Source organism: Rathayibacter sp. VKM Ac-2856 (assembly GCF_013205055.1).
Lineage (GTDB): Bacteria > Actinomycetota > Actinomycetes > Actinomycetales > Microbacteriaceae > Rathayibacter.
Genome location: NZ_JABMLF010000004.1, coordinates 276,367 through 292,341 on the forward strand (window position 1 = coordinate 276,367; position 15,975 = coordinate 292,341).

The window sequence follows — 15,975 nt, forward strand, 5'->3', positions numbered from 1 at the left end:
CTGCCCACACCATCCGCAAGCACGACGAGAACACTGACACCCAGCGCGACCCGCCCCCGTCACGACCCGGGGCCCGGACCCACCTGAGAAGACAGAGATCATGGCAGACGAATCAGACACCCCCACCGGTCCGGACGACAGCGAGGACATCGTCACTGAGACCGGTGTGGTGATCCACGGGCACGACAAGATCGAGCCGGTCGACCTGCAGCTCGAGATGCAGCGCTCCTACCTCGACTACGCGATGAGCGTCATCGTCGGGCGAGCGCTGCCCGAGGTGCGCGACGGGCTGAAGCCTGTGCACCGCCGCGTGATCTACGCGATGTACGACGGCGGCTACCGCCCCGACAAGGCGTTCTCGAAGTGCTCGCGCGTCGTCGGCGACGTGATGGGCCAGTTCCACCCGCACGGCGACTCCGCCATCTACGACGCGCTGGTGCGCCTCGTCCAGCCGTGGAGCCTGCGCTACCCGCTGGCGCTCGGCCAGGGCAACTTCGGGTCCCCCGGGAACGACGGCGCGGCCGCCCCCCGCTACACCGAGACCAAGATGGCCCCGCTGGCCCTCGAGATGGTCCGCGACATCGACAAGAACACCGTCGACTTCCAGGACAACTACGACGGCCGCACCCGCGAGCCGGCGATCCTCCCCGCGCGCTTCCCCAACCTGCTGGTCAACGGCTCGGTCGGCATCGCGGTGGGCATGGCCACCAACATCCCGCCGCACAACCTGCGCGAGGTCGCCGCCGGCGCCAAGTGGGCGCTCGAGAACCCCGAGGCGTCGCGCGAGGAGCTGCTCGAGGCGCTCCTGCAGCGGATCAAGGGCCCCGACTTCCCGACCGGCGCGCAGATCCTCGGCGTCCGCGGCATCCAGGACGCGTACCGCACGGGCCGCGGCTCGATCACGATGCGCGCCGTCGTCTCGATCGAGGAGATCCAGGGCCGCACCTGCCTCGTCGTCACCGAGCTGCCGTACCAGGTGAACCCGGACAACCTCGCGATCAAGATCGCCGAGCTGGTCAAGGACGGCCGCGTCTCCGGCATCGCCGACATCCGCGACGAGACCTCGGGCCGCACCGGTCAGCGCCTCGTCGTCGTGCTCAAGCGCGACGCCGTCGCGAAGGTCGTGCTGAACAACCTCTACAAGCACACCCCGCTGCAGGAGAACTTCGGCGCGAACATGCTCGCGATCGTCGACGGCATCCCGCGCACGCTCTCGCTCGACGGCTTCATCCGCGCCTGGGTCGACCACCAGGTCGAGGTCATCGTCCGCCGCACCCAGTACCTGCTCGACGAGGCCGAGGCGCGCATCCACATCCTGCGCGGCTACCTCAAGGCGCTCGACGCCCTCGACGAGGTCATCGCGCTCATCCGCCGCTCCCCCACGGTGGAGGAGGCCCGCGACGGCCTGATGGAGCTCCTCGACATCGACGAGGTGCAGTCGCGCGCCATCCTCGACATGCAGCTGCGCCGGCTGGCCGCTCTCGAGCGCCAGAAGATCATCGACGAGCACGACCGCATCCAGGCCGAGATCGAGGACTACAAGTCGATCCTCGCGAGCCCCGAGCGCCAGCGCTCGATCATCTCCGACGAGCTCGACGAGATCGTCGACCGCTTCGGAGACGACCGCCGCACCGAGATCCTCTTCGGCTTCGACGGCGACATGAGCGTCGAGGACCTGATCCCCGAGGAGGAGATGGTCGTCACCGTCACCCGCGGCGGCTACCTCAAGCGCACCAGGAGCGACTCCTACCGCGCTCAGCACCGCGGCGGTCGCGGCGTGCGCGGCGCCCAGCTCAAGGCCGACGACATCGTCGAGCACTTCTTCGTCACCACGACGCACCACTGGCTGCTGTTCTTCACGAACACCGGTCGCGTGTACCGCGCCAAGACCTACGAGCTCCAGGAGGTCAGCCGCGACGCGAAGGGCCAGCACATCGCGAACCTCCTCGCGCTGGAGCCGGGCGAGCAGATCGCGCAGATCCTCGACGTCCGCGACTACGAGGCGGCCCGCTACCTCGTCCTCGCGACCCGCGACGGCCTGGTGAAGAAGACGGCGCTGGCGGAGTACGACACCAACCGCTCCGGCGGCATCATCGCGATCAAGCTGCGCGACGGCGACGAGCTCGTCTCGGCGCTCCTGGTCGACGAGGACAGCGACGTGCTGCTCGTCTCCCGCAAGGGCATGTCGATCCGCTTCACCGCGTCCGACGAGGCGCTGCGCCCCATGGGCCGCTCGACCTCGGGAGTGCGGGGAATGTCGTTCCGCGGCGAGGACCGCCTGCTGGACGCCAACGTCGTCAGCGACGAGGGCTACGTCTTCGTCGTGACCGAGGGCGGCTACGCGAAGCGCACCGCGGTGGACCAGTACCGCCTGCAGGGGCGCGGCGGACTGGGCATCAAGGTGGCCAAGCTCGAGGAGAAGCGCGGCGATCTGGTGGGCGCCATCATCACCGGCGGGGACGACGAGGTGCTCGTCGTGCTCGCCAGCGGCAAGGTGGTACGCTCTGCCGTGGCCGAGGTACCGGCCAAGGGTCGCGACACCATGGGAGTCGTCTTCGCACGATTCGCAGACGACGACCGCATCATCGCACTCGCCAAGAACACCGAACGCAATCTCGACGCCCAGGACGAGGATCCCGACGCCGCGGCGTCGGCCGAGTCCGAAGCGGTGTCGGAGGAGGATGAGTCCGTCGATGAGTAGCACGGTCGCCGAGAAGCTCGCCAGGAAGTCCGCGAAGAGCCCGGCGGCGAAGCAGGTCCGGCTCAAGCTCGTGTACGTCGACTTCTGGTCGGCGGTCAAGCTGTCGTTCCTGCTGGGTCTGACGCTCGCGATCATCACGATCGTCGTCGTCTACCTCGTCTACACGGTGCTCGCCCAGACCGGCGTCTTCGACGAGGTCAACGGCCTCGTCCAGGACATCGCCGGCGCGGAGGCGTTCGATCTCAACACGATCATCTCGCTGCCCCAGATCATGGGCTTCGCGATCGTCGTGGCGGTGCTGAACACCATCGTCACCACCGCGCTCGGCGCGATCGTGGCGCTGCTGTACAACCTCAGCGTCAAGATCACCGGTGGCCTGCTGGTCGGCTTCACCAACCAGTAGGGGCCGCGACCTGCCGGACCGCTCAGCGGTCCAGTGGGTGCACGGAGCGGCCGATTGGGATTCTGACCCGGTGTCGGGTAGAGTCTCATCTGGCCAATTCGGGGGTATAGCTCAGGCGGTTAGAGCGCTTCACTGATAATGAAGAGGTCCCAGGTTCAAGTCCTGGTACCCCCACGTGCCGAACGGCCCGTCACCGCGAGGTGTCGGGCCGTTCCACTCTCCGGGCGTCCGCCCGTCCGGAATCCGGGGCCTTAGCTCAGTTGGTAGAGCGCCTGCTTTGCAAGCAGGATGTCAGGAGTTCGAATCTCCTAGGCTCCACACTCGAACCCCTCCGCGGTTCCTCCTCAGCCGCTGTGCGTGCCGGCCCTCACGAGCTCCTGCGCCGCGGTCTCCTCCGTCGGCGATCTCACCCCGGGTGGTCCTCGTCCCGCGAGGCGCCTGACGCGTCAGCGGGGCGGGCAGGCTCGGCCCAGGAACTCCTCCACCGAGAGCGACTCGGACGTGCCGTCGCGGACGTCGCCGACGATGATCTCGCCGACGGACAGGGTGTCGAACTGCTCGGCGGTGAAGACCACCGGGCGGCCGACGACGGAGCCGCCGACGGAGTAGGCGCCCAGGGTGAGGTCGACGCCGAGGGGGAAGCGCTCGATCTCGCGGTCGGCGGGCCAGACGGTCCGGCCGGAGAGATCGGTCGCGCCGATGTCGTCGACGGGCTCCGGAGCGACCCAGCGGGTGATCCGCCGAGCGCGGTCGCCGATGAGCAGGGGAGCGGTGTCCTCGACGGCGAGGTCGAGACCGTCCACGGCTCCGGAGCAGACCACGACGACGCCGAGCACCTCGGCGCGCTGGCCGCCGCGGCCGAGGCCGACGGTCGCCTCGGAGACGGCGGGCGTCGAGCAGCCGGAGAGCGCCAGGGAGGCGGCGGTCGTCAGGACGACCGCGACGCTGGCGACTCGACGACGATGCGGCACGGGGTCACCCTACGGCGAGTGCGAGCGCGGAGAGCGCCTGGGGGAGCGACGGCGCCCCCTCCGCGCGGAACACCGCGCGGCCGTCGGCGTCGCGGACGACGACCGTGGGGGTGGAGCGGATGTCGGCGGCCTCCGCCGCCTCCGGGGCGAACGCCACGTCGAACTCGCGGATCTCCGCCGCGGGGACCAGCTCCGCGGCGCGCTCGAGCACGGAGCGGGCCGCATGGCAGGCGCCGCAGAACGCGGACGTGTAGAGCTCGACGATCACAGGGGAGTCAACGTCCCGGACGGGCGCGCGATTCCCGCGGCGGATCTCGATGCGCGCGCTGCGCGCGCTACTCGATCAGCACGGACGCCAGGTGCGCCGGTGGCGCCTGTGCCTGTGGATCTCGATACGGCCGCTGCGCGGCCTACTCGATCAGCATGGGGGGCGCCTTCCAGGAGGGTGTGACAGAGATGGTCGGCCCTGCATGCTGGTCGAGTAGCCGCCGGAGGCGGCGTATCGAGACCCGCGGGGCTCAGCGCAGAGACCAGGCCTCGTTCATCGTCAGCGCGACGTCGATCAGCTCGACGCGCTCCAGGCCCTCGACCTCGGCGAGGGGGAACCACGCCGCGGCGTCCGTCGACCCGTCGACCTCGTGGGTCAGCTCGCCGCCCGTGACACGGGCGCGATAGACGACGCGGATCGCGTGCAGCGGGCCGGCGGCGGGATCGCTGCGCCGGTGCGCCGGGATGACGTGCGAGTCCACGCCGATCAGCCCCTCGAGCTCGGCGTGGTAGCCGGTCTCCTCGAAGATCTCGCGGACCGCCGCATCGGCCGGGGACTCGCCCTCGTCGATGCCGCCCCCGGGGAGCGTCCACGCCTCCCACGGCCCCTGGCTCCAGTGCGCGAGGAGCATGCGCTCGCCGTCGATGATCACGCCGTACGCGGCGACCCGGATGTCCACTGCAGCAGCCTATCCGCGGAGAGCGGCGACCCGGGCATGCGTGAAGCCCGGACCCGCAGAGCGGTGTCCGGGCCTCACGCGAGTGCTCAGGAAGCGGTCGACGCCGCCGACTGGGCGGCGCTGGCCGGCTCGTCCTCGGCGACCCACAGCTCGTCGTCGGCACGGAAGGTCTGCCAGACGGCGTAGCCGATGCCGCCGACGGCGACGAGGGCGGCGCCGATCGCGAAGACCGTTCCGACCTTGTTCTTCTTCTTCGGGGGAGTGGTGAGCTCCTCCCAGCGCGCCTTGGAGATCTCGGCGAGCTTCGCGCGATTCTTCGAGTCCTTGGCGGCCTCGAACGCGGCCGCGGCGGTGCCGCCGACAGCGGCGAAGGTCGGCAGGACCTTGTGCTTGTACGCGTCGCGAGCGGACGAGTAGGTGCCCTCGACCGCGGAGACACCGTTGTCGTAGACGGGCTTCACCCGGCTCGAGTAGGCGTCCTTGACGGCCGGCACGACCTCCTTCTTCGCGTACTTGGTCGCGTGGCGGCGGCTCTTCTCGAGAACGGAGGCGGCGTGCGCCAGCACCTCCTGCTGCTCACTCCAGACCGCCTCGGCGTTCTTGCGGAGGCGCTTGAGATCCTTCTTGTGCTTACGTGACAGACCCACTTGGTCCTCCATCGGCTACGAGCGGCGAACAACGGCTCAATACTGCCACTCATCCCGCGGCCCGCGCATCGCGCACCCAGCGCATTGACACCCGGCGTTGCGGGGGCCTACAGAGCCGCTGTGCGAGAATCCACCCATGCCTTTGCACACCGCAGTCGCGACGTTCCACACGACCAAGGGCGACATCGTCGTCAACCTCTACGGCAACCACGCGCCGAAGACGGTCCGCAACTTCGTCGGTCTCGCGACCGGCGACATCGAATGGACCCACCCGGCGACCGGTGCGAAGACGAAGGAGCCGCTCTACAACGGCACCGTCTTCCACCGCATCATCCCCGACTTCATGCTCCAGGGCGGTGACCCGCTCGGCCAGGGCATCGGCGGCCCGGGCTACCAGTTCGACGACGAGATCAACTCGGAGCTCGACTTCACCCAGCCCTACATCCTCGCGATGGCCAACGCCGGCAAGCAGGCGGGCCGCGGCACCAACGGCTCGCAGTTCTTCATCACCGTCGCGCCGACCACCTGGCTGCAGGGCAAGCACACCATCTTCGGCGCCGTCGCCGACGACGAGTCCAAGAAGGTCGTCGACGCCCTGTCGGCCGTCCCGACCGACGGTCGCGACAAGCCTCTCGAGGACGTCGTCATCGAGAGCGTCGAGATCACCGAGGTCTGATCGCCTCTCCACCACTCCTCGAGGGTCGGGTCCGTCTGGGCCCGGCCCTCGTTCTCTCTCTCCCGAAGGAACGTCCGTGACCCAGGTCCCGCCGAGCAGCAGCACCTACACCTGCTACCGCCACCCCGATCGTCAGAGCTTCGTGCGCTGCCAGCGGTGCGGCCGCACGATCTGCGGCGAGTGCCAGACCCCTGCTCCGGTGGGCGTCATCTGCCCGGACGACATGGCGCAGCAGCGCAGCGAGGCGCCGCGCGTGCGCGGACCGCTGGTCTCGCGGGTGCGGGCGATGACCCGGGCGGACCAGCCGACGGTCACCTACGCGATCATCGCGCTGTGCGTCCTGGTCTGGATCCTCGAGGTGCTGCCGTTCATCGGCGGGCCCGTGCTGAACGCGATCGCGTACTTCCCGGCGTACACGCTGCCCGGCTTCGGTGCCGGCTTCGAGCCGTGGCGCATGATCACGTCGATCTTCGCGCACAGCACGTCCCTCTTCTTCGTGGTGCCGTTCCACCTGCTGCTGAACATGTACACGCTGTGGGTGTTCGGCATGGCGCTCGAGCGGATGCTCGGCCGCGGCCGATACCTGACGCTGTTCCTCCTCAGCGGCTTCGCCGGCTCGGTGGGCGTCCTGCTCCTCTCCAGCCCGCTGACGCCGGTGATCGGCGCCTCGGGCGCCATCTTCGGCCTGATGGGCGCGTACCTCGTGATCCTCCGCCACCTCGGCGGGCAGGCGTCGCAGCTGCTGGTCCTGGTCGGCCTCAACCTCGTGATCGGGTTCCTGCCCGGGATGAACGTGGCGTGGCAGGCGCACGTCGGCGGTCTCGTCGCCGGCGCGCTGATCGGCCTCGTCTTCACCCGGACCCGGCAGCGCTCGCAGCGGCGCACGCAGAACCTCCTCGTCGGGCTGATCGGGGTCGGCCTCGTCGCCGTCACGGTCGGCGCCTACGTCCTGGCCTGAGCGGTCCGCGCGGCTGTCCCCAGGCCCTCCGAGCTCTCCACAGCCCCTGTCCACAGCTGGGGACGAAGTTATCCACAGAGTTGTTAACACTGGGGAGAACTACGCGGTTGTCATTCGGCACCGCGTCCGCGACCGGGATCCGGCCGGCGATCCTGCCGCGCCAGACCGCCGATGGGGGCTCGTGAGCCACTCGGATCCGCGGGACTCCGGCCCCCCGGGAGTTCTCCACAGGAGTTTCAACACCTGGGGATAATTACACGCGTGTAGTTCGTCGGCGCGAGGCCGAGACGACCGTGGCGTCGCGGTCGTCGTCGAGGTGGATCGAGCAGTCGAACCCCGCCTCGCTGAAGAGCCGCGCCGTGCGCTCGGCCTGCTCGCGACTCGTCTCGATCACGACGCCGCCGACCTCGCGCAGCCAGGGGAGGGCCTCGGCCGCGATCCGGCGGTGCAGCAGGAGTCCGTCCGCTCCGCCGTCGAGCGTCGTCGCCGGCTCGTGCAGCCGCGCCTCGGGCGGCATCAGGGCGATGGAGGCGGTCGGCACGTAGGGCGCGTTGACGACGACGAGGTCGATCCCGCCGCGGAGGTCCTCGGGCAGGGCGTCGAAGAGGTCGCCCTGATGGACCGGGGCGAGTCCCGCGAGCGTGCGCCGGGCGACGGCGACGGCGGCGGGGGAGAGGTCGGCGGCGTGGAGGCGGAGGCCGTCCCGCTCCGCGGCCAGGGACCGGGCGATCGCTCCGACTCCGCAGCACAGGTCGAGGACCGTCGCGGCTGTGCGGTCCTCCAGGTGGAGCAGTGCGAGGTCGACGACCGCCTCGGTGCGGCGCCGGGGCACGAAGACCCCGGGGGCGACGGGGACGCGCAGCCCGCGGAAGGCGACCCAGCCGAGGATCTGCTCCAGTGGCTCACCGCCCTCGCGGCGGCGCAGCAGTTGCTCGAGGCGATCGGCGCCCTCGGCGGCCTCGAGGAGGAGGTCCGCCTCGTCCTCCGCGAAGACGCAGCCGGCGGCGCGGAGGCGCGCGACGACGGAGGCCGGATCCGTCCAGGACGAGCGCTCCCGGGGTGACGAGTGCTCCGCCGACGACGAACGCCCCGTCGGCGGACCGGACGGGGCGTCGTTCATGCGCGGGTGATCAGCGCCAGCGCGTGGTCATCAGGAAGCCGATGAAGGCGATCCCGAAGCCGATCAGGATGTTGGCGTTGCCGAGGTCCGGCACGGGGAGGGTGCCCTGGCTCACGTAGAAGACGATGATCCAGGCGAGGCCCAGCAGCATGAACCCGAACATGACGGGCTTGAACCACACCGGATTGGGTGCGTCCTCACCGGTCCGGGCCTCGTCGCGCTCGGGCTTCGGGCTCTTCGTCGCTCGTGCCATGCCGACCACTGTACCGGGCGAGGGCGCCCGCCCGGGAGCGCGGAACCGGGGGGATGCCGTGCAGGCGCGCGGTGTCCGCTGTGGAGACCGTGTCCGCTGCTGAGACCGTGTCCGCTGTGGAGGCTGTGTCCGCTGTCGAGAACGCGCCAAGCGTCGCGGAGCGCCGGGCCTCCGTGCTCGACCCCGGCTTAGACTCGTCGCATGACCGCCCCGACGCCCGCCGCTGCTCCGGTGCGGTCCCGGCGCCGGAGCCCGCGGCGTCCGCGCCGCCGGCTGACGTTCTTCGGCGTGCTGGGCGAGCTCCTGATGACGGCGGGCGCTCTCGTGCTCCTCTATCTCGGCTGGCAGCTGTGGTGGAACGACGCCGTGATCGCGAACCAGCAGACCTCCGAGGCCGCGGAGCTCCGGGAGAGCTGGGGCGACACCGCCCCGGCGCCCGAGTCGTCCCAGGCGCCGAGCGAGGCCCCGGCGGGCTTCGGCGACCCGGTGGTCGCTCCGGTGTCCGCGCTCGACACCTCGTTCGGCAATCTCTACATCCCGCGCTACGGCGAGGGCTGGGTCCGCACCATCGCCGAGGGCGTCGACGCGGAGAACGTGCTCGACGAGGGCAGCATCGGCCACTACCCGGGCACGCAGATGCCGGGGGAGGTCGGCAACTTCGCGCTGGCGGCGCACCGCAGCGCGTACGGCGGCGGGATGCACCTCATCGACCAGCTCCAGCTCGGCGACGCGATCTACATCGAGACGGCGGACGGCTGGTACACCTACCGCTTCCGCAACCTCGAATACGTGCAGCCCTCCGAGGTCCAGGTCATCGACCCGGTGCCGTGGACGAGCGGCGCGGTCGCGACCGACCGGCTGATCACCCTCACCAGCTGCAATCCGCTGTACTCGACCGCCGAGCGGATCATCGCCTACGGCGTCTTCGAGTCGTGGCAGCCGCGCTCCGCCGGGGCACCGGCCGAGATCGCCGCCTCACTCGCACAGGAGGGCTGACCGTGTACGCAGCGCTGTGGCGGATCCTGCCCGGGCCCTGGTGGCTCCGGCTGCTCCTCGTGATCGTCCTCGTGGTCGCGGTGCTCGCCGCGCTCGCCGAGTGGGTCTTCCCGTGGGTGCAGTCGCTGGTGCTCGATCAGAACGTCACCGTCGGGTCGTGACGCGGGCGCGGAGGCGGTCACCGCGATGACGCGCGTGCTGGTGGTCGACAACTACGACAGCTTCGTCTTCACGCTGGTCGCCTATCTCCGGGAGGCCGGGGCGGAGGTCGACGTCGTCGAGGGGGCCGAGCTGTCCCCCCGCGAGGCGATCGACCGCGCGGCGCGGAGCGACGGCGTCCTGATCTCCCCGGGCCCGGGGCGACCGGAGGACGTCCCGACGTCGACGGCGCTCGTGCGGCACGCCGTCGCCGAGGGCCGGCCGCTGCTCGGGGTGTGCCTCGGGCACCAGGTGCTCGCTCACGCGCTCGGCGCCCGGGTGAGCGAGGCGCCGGAGCTCCTGCACGGCAGGACCTCGTCGATCGAGCACGACGGCGACCCGCTGTTCACCGGACTCCCGACGGGGTTCACTGCGATGCGCTACCACTCGCTCGCCGTCGAGCGCGCGACGCTGCCGCCGGAGCTCGAGGTGATCGCGGGGACTCCCGAGGGGGTCGTCATGGCCCTGCGGCACCGGACGGCGCCCGCGGTCGGCGTCCAGTTCCATCCCGAATCGGTGCTCACCGAGGGCGGCCGACGGCTGCTGGCGAACTGGCTCGCCGAGGCGGATCCCTCTCCTGCGGCGCCTGGAAAGCACTGAGAAGTATCGAGTGCTGGGCGCGGCGATCACGGGAGCGGTGCTTATCCTCGAGTCGGCATCGGACCATTGCAGTGATTAGCGGAGGCCTATTCGCGCCAGATGGTGCCGAGAAATCACCCGCTTCTGTGCCCCCCTGATGGGGGGAGGAAATGTACGTCACTGCAGGTGCGATCTGCGCCACCGACGCGGTATGAGAGCGCGTGCTCCGAGCGGGATCGGCGTCAGGACGCCAACGCACCTCTCGGGCGGTTTGGGGAGCCCCCCCAAGCAGGTGGCGTGATTTGACGGAGCCGCGGCGGATGATGCGCGGGCCCTGCCAGGCATAATCGGAGGGCGCCGGTTAGGGGACCGGTGCTTCTCAAGAGAAATCCGAGGCATCACATGGTGGAATCGATTTCTTGGGCTTATTCCGGAATAAGGGAGCTCGAGACACTCGGGCCGCGGATCGTCGTCAAGCCGGGCACGGTGCCGCGATTGACAGGGTCGGGGTTCAGCGCGGCCGGGATCAGCGTCGTGCTGGTGACGAGCTCGCCGCTGCGCGTCCTGCGGGGGACCTGGGCCGCGGACGACACGTCGTTCCTCAACTTCAGCTTCCTGATCGAGGGAGCGGTCCGGCTCGTCGGACCGGACCGGACGGTGCTCCTGCGCCCCGGCTCGATCGCGTACCAGCCCGGCACGACCAGCTTCACCACCGAGGCGACCATGCCCGTCACCTGCCTCCAGATCACGATCCGGGCGGACGAGATGCGCCGCTACGGTTTCGACCTCGGCGCCGGCGTGTACGCGCTCGACGCCGATGCCCGGTCGACGCGGGCGGCCTTCGCCTTCACCACGGCGTTCGCGCTCGCGGCGGAATCGGGCACGGGGCTCCCGACGGACAGCGAGATCGACGGCTTCGGCCATGTCGTCAAGCAGCTGCTCGTGAGCGCGTTCCTCGCGTCGTCGGGCTCCCAGCCCGGGACGACCAGCGTGCGCGCGGCGACTCTCGGCCGGGCGCGCACCGTCATCGACCGGACCCACCGGACGCCGCGCTGCACCCCGGAGGCGGTCGCCGACGCGGTCAACGTCTCCACGCGGTCCCTGCAGCGGCTCTTCGAGGACGCGGGCACGACGGTGGCGAGCGAGATCGAGCGAGCGCGGGTCGCGAGTGCGGTCGAGCTGCTGCGACGACGGCCGCGCGAGGTGCCGCTCGAGGCGATCGCCGCGGCCTCGGGGTTCTCCTCCGCCGATCACCTCCGCCGGGCGCTGAAGCGCCGTGAGGGCCTCACGCCGAGCGACATCCGCGGGCGGGTCGCGACGCAGGGCGAGGCCGGTTCGCCGGAGGACGGCCTCCTGCGGCTGGCGGTGCCGCTCGCGGACGCGGTGCGCCGGGCCTAGTCCGCTCGCGCGCGGGTCAGCCGGCGCAGAAGCCGAGCTCGACTGTCGAGCCCTGCGGCACGTCGCCCGGGGCGAGGGACTGCGTGGTGATCGGCGGGTTGGCCCGGACGGACTCGCAGGTCTCGTCGGGGGCCTCCTCGCCGATCAGCTGGAGCTGCTGGGAGGCCAGGGTGGCGAGGGCGGTGCTCAGCGTCTGACCGACCAGGTCGGGCAGCGTGACCTGGCCGGAGGACACGACGAGGTCGACCTGCGTGCCCGGCTCGAGCTGCTGGCCGCCGGCCGGTGTGCTCGAGAGCACGACGTCGGCCGGGACGGTGGGGGAGTTCTGCCGGGTCTGCGACCCCTCCGAGAAGCCGGCGCCGGTGAGGGCGGCGATCGCCTCCTCGAGGGTCGACCCTGCCGTGTCGGGGACGGCCACCGGTTGAGCGCCCTGCGAGACGTAGACCCGGATGACGGTGTCGGGCGCGACGATGGTGCCGGAGCCGGGGTCGGTGCGGATCACCTCGCCGGCGGGGACCGAGTCGTTGAACTCGGCCAGCTGGCTCGCCACCAGATCGAGCTCGGTGAGCGTCGACTGGGCGCTGTCGTAGCTCGTGCCCGTCAGCGCCGGGACCTCCCGCGACTGCGAGGGCAGCGTGGTCGTCGGCTGGAGCGTGAGCACCCAGATGACCAGTGCGGCCACGATCACGGCGAGCACGACGATCGACGACCAGATCCAGAGCACGGGCGGACGACGCTGCGTGCGCACGATCGAGTTGTCCTCGGCGAGCTGGCGGAGGGCGAGCTCGGAGTCGTTCATGCCGCCGCCGCTGCGCGCCGCGAAGAGCGAGGTGGTCAGCTCGTCGATCGGCCGGTGGTCGGGGAGGCGCCCCGCCGCGGCGTCGCGGAGGTCGTCGCGGAACTCGGCGGCACCCTGGAAGCGCTCGTAGCGGTCCTTCGACAGGGCACGGGCGACGACCCCGTCGATCGCCGCCGGGACGGCGGGGTTGATCGAGCTGGGCGCCGGCGGCGTCTCGCTGACGTGCTGGTAGGCGACGGCGACAGGAGTGTCCCCGCGGAACGGCGCGCGACCGGTGAGGAGCTCGAACAGCACGATGCCGGCCGAGTAGAGGTCGCTGCGCGCGTCGACCTGCTCGCCCTTCGCCTGCTCGGGCGAGAAGTAGGCGGCGGTGCCGAGGATCGCGGTGGTCTGGGCGACGGTCGCGGCGGAGTCGGAGACGGCGCGGGCGATCCCGAAGTCCATCACCTTCACCTGGCCCGAGGGGGTCAGCATGATGTTTCCCGGCTTGATGTCGCGGTGGACGACCCCCGCGCGGTGCGAGTACTCGAGCGCGGTGAGGATGCCCTCGGTGATGCGGACGGCCTCGTCGACGTCCACGGGCCCCTCCGCGACGACGTCCTTGAGCAGCCGGCCCTCGATGTGCTCCATCACGATGAACGGGCGGCGCGCCTCGGCGCCGGTGTCGTCGAGCGAGACCTCCTCGCCGGCGTCGAAGACGCGGACGATGGTCGGGTGCGACATCCGCGAGGCGGACTGCGCCTCCTGGCGGAAGCGCAGCCGGAAGGCCGAGTCGGAGGACAGCGAGAGCTTGAGCTCCTTGATCGCGACCGTGCGGCCCAAGCGGGTGTCGGTGCCGAGGTAGACCTCGGACATGCCGCCGCGTCCGAGCCGGGGCCCGACCTGATACCGTCCTGCGATCAGGCGTCCCTCATCCGTCACGCGCACGCTCCCGCCTGTACTTCCGTGTGGCACGGCCCCCGGGGAGCCACGGCAAGTGTACCCGGGCGCCCCGCGGCCGCCCGGCGTCTCCGGCTCGCCCTCGCTCGGCTTCGAGCATCCGGCGCGGCATCGCGTCGTGAGGTGAGTGCACCTCACATACGAGTGCTAGTGTCACGCGCGTCGGTGCCGCGGTCGATCCTCGCGGCGGCACGAGGAGGGGGAGGGATCGCTGATGCGACGTGATCCGGGCTCGTCCGTGCTTCCCGCGGCGGCGCTCCGCTATCGGAACATCCGCTCCTGGGCCGGGCTGCTCGTGTCGAGCGTCCTGCTGACGGGCGGTGTGCTCCTGGGCGTGCCCGAGGAGCATCGGTCGGGCGCACTGGCCGCTCTCGGGGTGCTCGTCGTCCTCGCGGCGACCGTCGAGACGCCGCTGGTGAACCGCGCGTCGATCCGCTCCACCTCCTACGAGGTCGACGACTGCGCGGTGCGCATCGGCCGCGGCCTCCTGCTCCGGAGGACCGTCGTGCTGCCCACGGCGCAGCTCGTCGGGGTGACTCTCGTCGAGGGGCCCCTTCTCCGTCGCTTCGGCCTCGTGGTCGTCGTCTTCTCCTGCGCGGCGACCTCCGAGCGCCTCGGCCCGCTCGGCCGCGAGGAGGCGCACCGGGTGCGCTCCCGCGCACTGGATCTCCTCGGAGCCGGAGCGAGTCGTGCCTGAGCGCCCGGTACCGCGCCGATGCCGGCTGCCGCTTCGCTCCGTCGGCGCCGTGCATCTCGCGGAGCTGCCCTTCTCCGGCGGCCTCGTCGTAGCGCTCGTCGTCTCGGGTGCCGGGCAGACCGCCTGGGCGGGCCCCTGGCTGAGGCCGGTCCTCCTTCTCCTCCTCGCCGTGCGGATCCTCCATCCCGTGCACGCCTGGCTCTCCACGTTCGTGAGCATCGGCAAGGACGGTCTCGAGGTGAGGACCGGCCTCGTCGTCCACCGGGTCCGGACCGTGGTGTGGCGCGACGTCGTCGCCCTCGACGTCCGGACCACCTGGGCCGACCGGATCCTCGGGCTCCGCTGCGTGTCGGTGGCCGCTGCGGGAGAGTCGACGATCGTCCTTCCCGGCGTCCTCCGGTCGAGTGCCGAGGAGGTCGCCGAGCGGGTGCGGCTCGCGGGGGCCTCGGCACAGGTGCCGCCGAGCGAGAGGGCGCCTGCGAGCACTCGCGGCCGGGTCCTGCTCCGGATGAGCAGCGGCGACCTGCTCCTCGCCGGGCTGGCGGAGGGGAGGCTCGTCGTGCTGACAGCGGTCTGCGCGGTGGCGGGCGTGAACGCCGCGGACGAGCTCGGAGTCCTCCCGCTCCTCCTCTCGGTGGCCGGAGAGGTCCCCGCCGTCGCGGGAGTCGTGGTGGTGCTCCTCTCCGCGCTCGCCGCCGCCGGTGTCGTGCTGGTCCGGTTCCATGCGCTCGAAGTGATCGACCGCGAGGGAGTGCTGGTGATCCGCTCCGGTCTGATCGGGCGCCGGGAGCGGGAGGTCCGCACGGACTCCGTCATCGGCCTGCGCCTGCGGCGGAACCCCGTCGAGATGATGCTCGACCGCGTGCGCGTCGAGGTGATGAGCGCCGACTCGGCCGGACGGAGCACGTCGCGGGTCGTCCTGCCGTCGGTCCCGCGGGTCGGCCTCCCGGCGGTCCTCCTGGAGAGCCTCGGCGCCGACGTCTCGAAGACCGTGGTGGCGGTCTGCGGGCGCGCCTCGCTCCGGCGGGCCGCCGTCTCCGCCGCGGTCATCGCACTGCCGGCGCTCGTCTGCCTTCTCTGCCTTCTCCCGTGGTCGTTCCTCCCGTCGCGGCTGATCCTCCTCGCCGCCCTCGCCGTCATCGCGGTGACGGCGTCGGCCGCCCGACTCCGCGCCGCGTCGATGGCGGTCGAGGGTGGTCTCGTCCTCCGGCGGATCCGCCTGACGAGCGATCAGGACCAGGTGGTGACGGTCAGCGCGCTCCACCTCGTGACCGCGGTGGGAGTCCCGGGGTCCGCGGCGCCGCTGCTCGTCCGAGCGCACTACCTCGCGGGACGGGCGCGAGCACTGACGGTGCTCGTGCCGTCGGCCGCCGTCGTCGCCGAGCTGGGCCTCGCCGTCCGCGTCGCGGCACCCGGTGTCGCGGCAGGACGCCGACGACGCCGAGGGGACGGGACGGGTCGATGAAGCACCCCGGGAGCCCCGAGTCCTCGTCCCCGGGATCGCCCGACCGCCTCGCCGGTCTCGTCCTCGTCCTGGTGATCCTCGTCGTCGGGGTGGCGCTCTCCCTCGGCACGGATCTGCCGGCGGTCGTGCGGATCGGCGTCTCCGCCTCGTGCGGGGCGATCGCGGCGGCGATCACCCACTCCCTCCGTCGCGGGCGGGGCGGCCGGCCCCGCTGACAGCCAGAAGCCC

General features: G+C 71.2%; 18 protein-coding genes and 2 tRNA genes. 13 read left to right on the forward strand and 7 right to left on the reverse strand.

The features are described from left to right. The first annotated feature begins 100 nt into the window (after positions 1-100). From gyrA to HQQ82_RS14245, 4 genes are all read left to right on the forward strand, one after another. Entirely contained in the window at positions 101-2,701 is a 2,601-nt protein-coding gene (gene gyrA / locus HQQ82_RS14230) for a DNA gyrase subunit A (protein ID WP_173234307.1), read from the forward strand. After that, positions 2,694-3,104, forward strand: a complete 411-nt coding sequence (locus HQQ82_RS14235; protein WP_159982649.1) for a DUF3566 domain-containing protein — start codon at positions 2,694-2,696, stop codon at positions 3,102-3,104. Before gyrA ends, HQQ82_RS14235 begins: the two co-directional genes overlap by 8 nt. A 100-nt stretch (positions 3,105-3,204) precedes the next feature. Beyond that, positions 3,205-3,278, forward strand: a tRNA-Ile gene (locus HQQ82_RS14240). Positions 3,279-3,349: 71 nt separating this feature from the next. Continuing rightward, a tRNA-Ala gene (locus HQQ82_RS14245) sits at positions 3,350-3,422 on the forward strand. 128 nt (positions 3,423-3,550) lie between these two features. On the opposite strand, the gene HQQ82_RS14250 is transcribed toward HQQ82_RS14245, so the two are convergent. From HQQ82_RS14250 to HQQ82_RS14265, 4 genes are all read right to left on the reverse strand, one after another. Beyond that, entirely contained in the window at positions 3,551-4,075 is a 525-nt protein-coding gene (locus tag HQQ82_RS14250) for a hypothetical protein (protein ID WP_173234309.1), read from the reverse strand. Between the two features lie 4 nt (positions 4,076-4,079). After that, positions 4,080-4,394, reverse strand: a complete 315-nt coding sequence (locus tag HQQ82_RS14255; RefSeq protein WP_367948282.1) for a thioredoxin domain-containing protein — start codon at positions 4,392-4,394, stop codon at positions 4,080-4,082. Between the two features lie 199 nt (positions 4,395-4,593). Then, positions 4,594-5,022, reverse strand: coding sequence for an NUDIX hydrolase (locus HQQ82_RS14260; protein WP_173234310.1), 429 nt, complete (start codon positions 5,020-5,022; stop codon positions 4,594-4,596). Positions 5,023-5,108: 86 nt separating this feature from the next. Next, a complete protein-coding gene (locus HQQ82_RS14265) occupies positions 5,109-5,669 on the reverse strand; it encodes a hypothetical protein (protein WP_173234312.1) in 561 nt (186 codons plus the stop codon). Between the two features lie 136 nt (positions 5,670-5,805). Between HQQ82_RS14265 and HQQ82_RS14270 the strand changes: the two genes are divergently transcribed. After that, positions 5,806-6,345 (forward strand): peptidylprolyl isomerase, encoded by a 540-nt coding sequence (locus tag HQQ82_RS14270; protein WP_173234314.1) that lies wholly within the window; start codon positions 5,806-5,808, stop codon positions 6,343-6,345. 76 nt (positions 6,346-6,421) lie between these two features. Further along, the gene (locus tag HQQ82_RS14275; RefSeq protein WP_173234316.1) at positions 6,422-7,303 is read left to right on the forward strand and encodes a rhomboid family intramembrane serine protease; all 882 of its coding nucleotides are present in this window, start codon (positions 6,422-6,424) and stop codon (positions 7,301-7,303) included. Between the two features lie 253 nt (positions 7,304-7,556). Here HQQ82_RS14275 and HQQ82_RS14280 read toward each other — a convergent pair whose 3' ends face one another. Further along, on the reverse strand, positions 7,557-8,423 hold the full coding sequence (locus HQQ82_RS14280; protein ID WP_173234317.1) for a putative protein N(5)-glutamine methyltransferase: 867 nt from the start codon (positions 8,421-8,423) through the stop codon (positions 7,557-7,559). Between the two features lie 10 nt (positions 8,424-8,433). Beyond that, positions 8,434-8,676: a cell division protein CrgA gene (locus tag HQQ82_RS14285; protein ID WP_123447247.1), complete on the reverse strand. Its 243-nt coding sequence runs from the start codon at positions 8,674-8,676 to the stop codon at positions 8,434-8,436. Between the two features lie 201 nt (positions 8,677-8,877). Here HQQ82_RS14285 and HQQ82_RS14290 point away from each other — a divergent pair, with 201 nt between their 5' ends. The 4 genes from HQQ82_RS14290 (at position 8,878) to HQQ82_RS14305 (ending at position 11,847) form a co-directional block, all read left to right on the forward strand. Continuing rightward, positions 8,878-9,672 carry a class E sortase gene (locus HQQ82_RS14290; RefSeq protein WP_173234319.1) on the forward strand — a complete coding sequence of 265 codons (795 nt, stop codon included), beginning with the start codon at positions 8,878-8,880 and terminating at the stop codon, positions 9,670-9,672. Between the two features lie 2 nt (positions 9,673-9,674). Continuing rightward, entirely contained in the window at positions 9,675-9,833 is a 159-nt protein-coding gene (locus HQQ82_RS14295) for a hypothetical protein (protein ID WP_173234321.1), read from the forward strand. A 25-nt stretch (positions 9,834-9,858) separates the two neighbouring features. Then, a complete protein-coding gene (locus HQQ82_RS14300) occupies positions 9,859-10,470 on the forward strand; it encodes an aminodeoxychorismate/anthranilate synthase component II (protein ID WP_173234322.1) in 612 nt (203 codons plus the stop codon). 381 nt (positions 10,471-10,851) lie between these two features. Further along, positions 10,852-11,847: a helix-turn-helix domain-containing protein gene (locus HQQ82_RS14305; protein WP_173234324.1), complete on the forward strand. Its 996-nt coding sequence runs from the start codon at positions 10,852-10,854 to the stop codon at positions 11,845-11,847. A 16-nt stretch (positions 11,848-11,863) separates the two neighbouring features. On the opposite strand, the gene pknB is transcribed toward HQQ82_RS14305, so the two are convergent. Then, entirely contained in the window at positions 11,864-13,600 is a 1,737-nt protein-coding gene (gene pknB / locus HQQ82_RS14310; RefSeq protein ID WP_367948281.1) for a Stk1 family PASTA domain-containing Ser/Thr kinase, read from the reverse strand. A gap of 199 nt (positions 13,601-13,799) precedes the next feature. Here pknB and HQQ82_RS14315 point away from each other — a divergent pair, with 199 nt between their 5' ends. The 3 genes from HQQ82_RS14315 to HQQ82_RS14325 are packed head-to-tail and all read left to right on the forward strand — an operon-like array spanning position 13,800 to position 15,962. Beyond that, a complete protein-coding gene (locus HQQ82_RS14315; RefSeq protein WP_173234332.1) occupies positions 13,800-14,282 on the forward strand; it encodes a PH domain-containing protein in 483 nt (160 codons plus the stop codon). A 49-nt stretch (positions 14,283-14,331) separates the two neighbouring features. Next, a complete protein-coding gene (locus HQQ82_RS14320; protein WP_173234340.1) occupies positions 14,332-15,747 on the forward strand; it encodes a PH domain-containing protein in 1,416 nt (471 codons plus the stop codon). Further along, positions 15,744-15,962 (forward strand): hypothetical protein, encoded by a 219-nt coding sequence (locus HQQ82_RS14325; RefSeq protein ID WP_173234342.1) that lies wholly within the window; start codon positions 15,744-15,746, stop codon positions 15,960-15,962. The genes HQQ82_RS14320 and HQQ82_RS14325 overlap by 4 nt, the downstream gene beginning before the upstream one ends. The last annotated feature ends 13 nt before the right edge of the window (positions 15,963-15,975 follow it).

What these genes read in the sequence shown, in the direction of transcription:
- gyrA (WP_173234307.1), top strand. Translation starts at nt 101, where the DNA reads ATGGCAGACGAATCAGACACCCCCACCGGTCCGGACGACAGCGAGGAC.
- HQQ82_RS14235 (WP_159982649.1), top strand. Translation starts at nt 2,694, where the DNA reads ATGAGTAGCACGGTCGCCGAGAAGCTCGCCAGGAAGTCCGCGAAGAGC.
- HQQ82_RS14270 (WP_173234314.1), top strand. Translation starts at nt 5,806, where the DNA reads ATGCCTTTGCACACCGCAGTCGCGACGTTCCACACGACCAAGGGCGAC.
- HQQ82_RS14280 (WP_173234317.1), bottom strand. Translation starts at nt 8,423, where the DNA reads ATGAACGACGCCCCGTCCGGTCCGCCGACGGGGCGTTCGTCGTCGGCG.
- HQQ82_RS14285 (WP_123447247.1), bottom strand. Translation starts at nt 8,676, where the DNA reads ATGGCACGAGCGACGAAGAGCCCGAAGCCCGAGCGCGACGAGGCCCGG.
- HQQ82_RS14290 (WP_173234319.1), top strand. Translation starts at nt 8,878, where the DNA reads ATGACCGCCCCGACGCCCGCCGCTGCTCCGGTGCGGTCCCGGCGCCGG.
- HQQ82_RS14300 (WP_173234322.1), top strand. Translation starts at nt 9,859, where the DNA reads ATGACGCGCGTGCTGGTGGTCGACAACTACGACAGCTTCGTCTTCACG.
- HQQ82_RS14305 (WP_173234324.1), top strand. Translation starts at nt 10,852, where the DNA reads ATGGTGGAATCGATTTCTTGGGCTTATTCCGGAATAAGGGAGCTCGAG.
- HQQ82_RS14315 (WP_173234332.1), top strand. Translation starts at nt 13,800, where the DNA reads ATGCGACGTGATCCGGGCTCGTCCGTGCTTCCCGCGGCGGCGCTCCGC.
- HQQ82_RS14325 (WP_173234342.1), top strand. Translation starts at nt 15,744, where the DNA reads ATGAAGCACCCCGGGAGCCCCGAGTCCTCGTCCCCGGGATCGCCCGAC.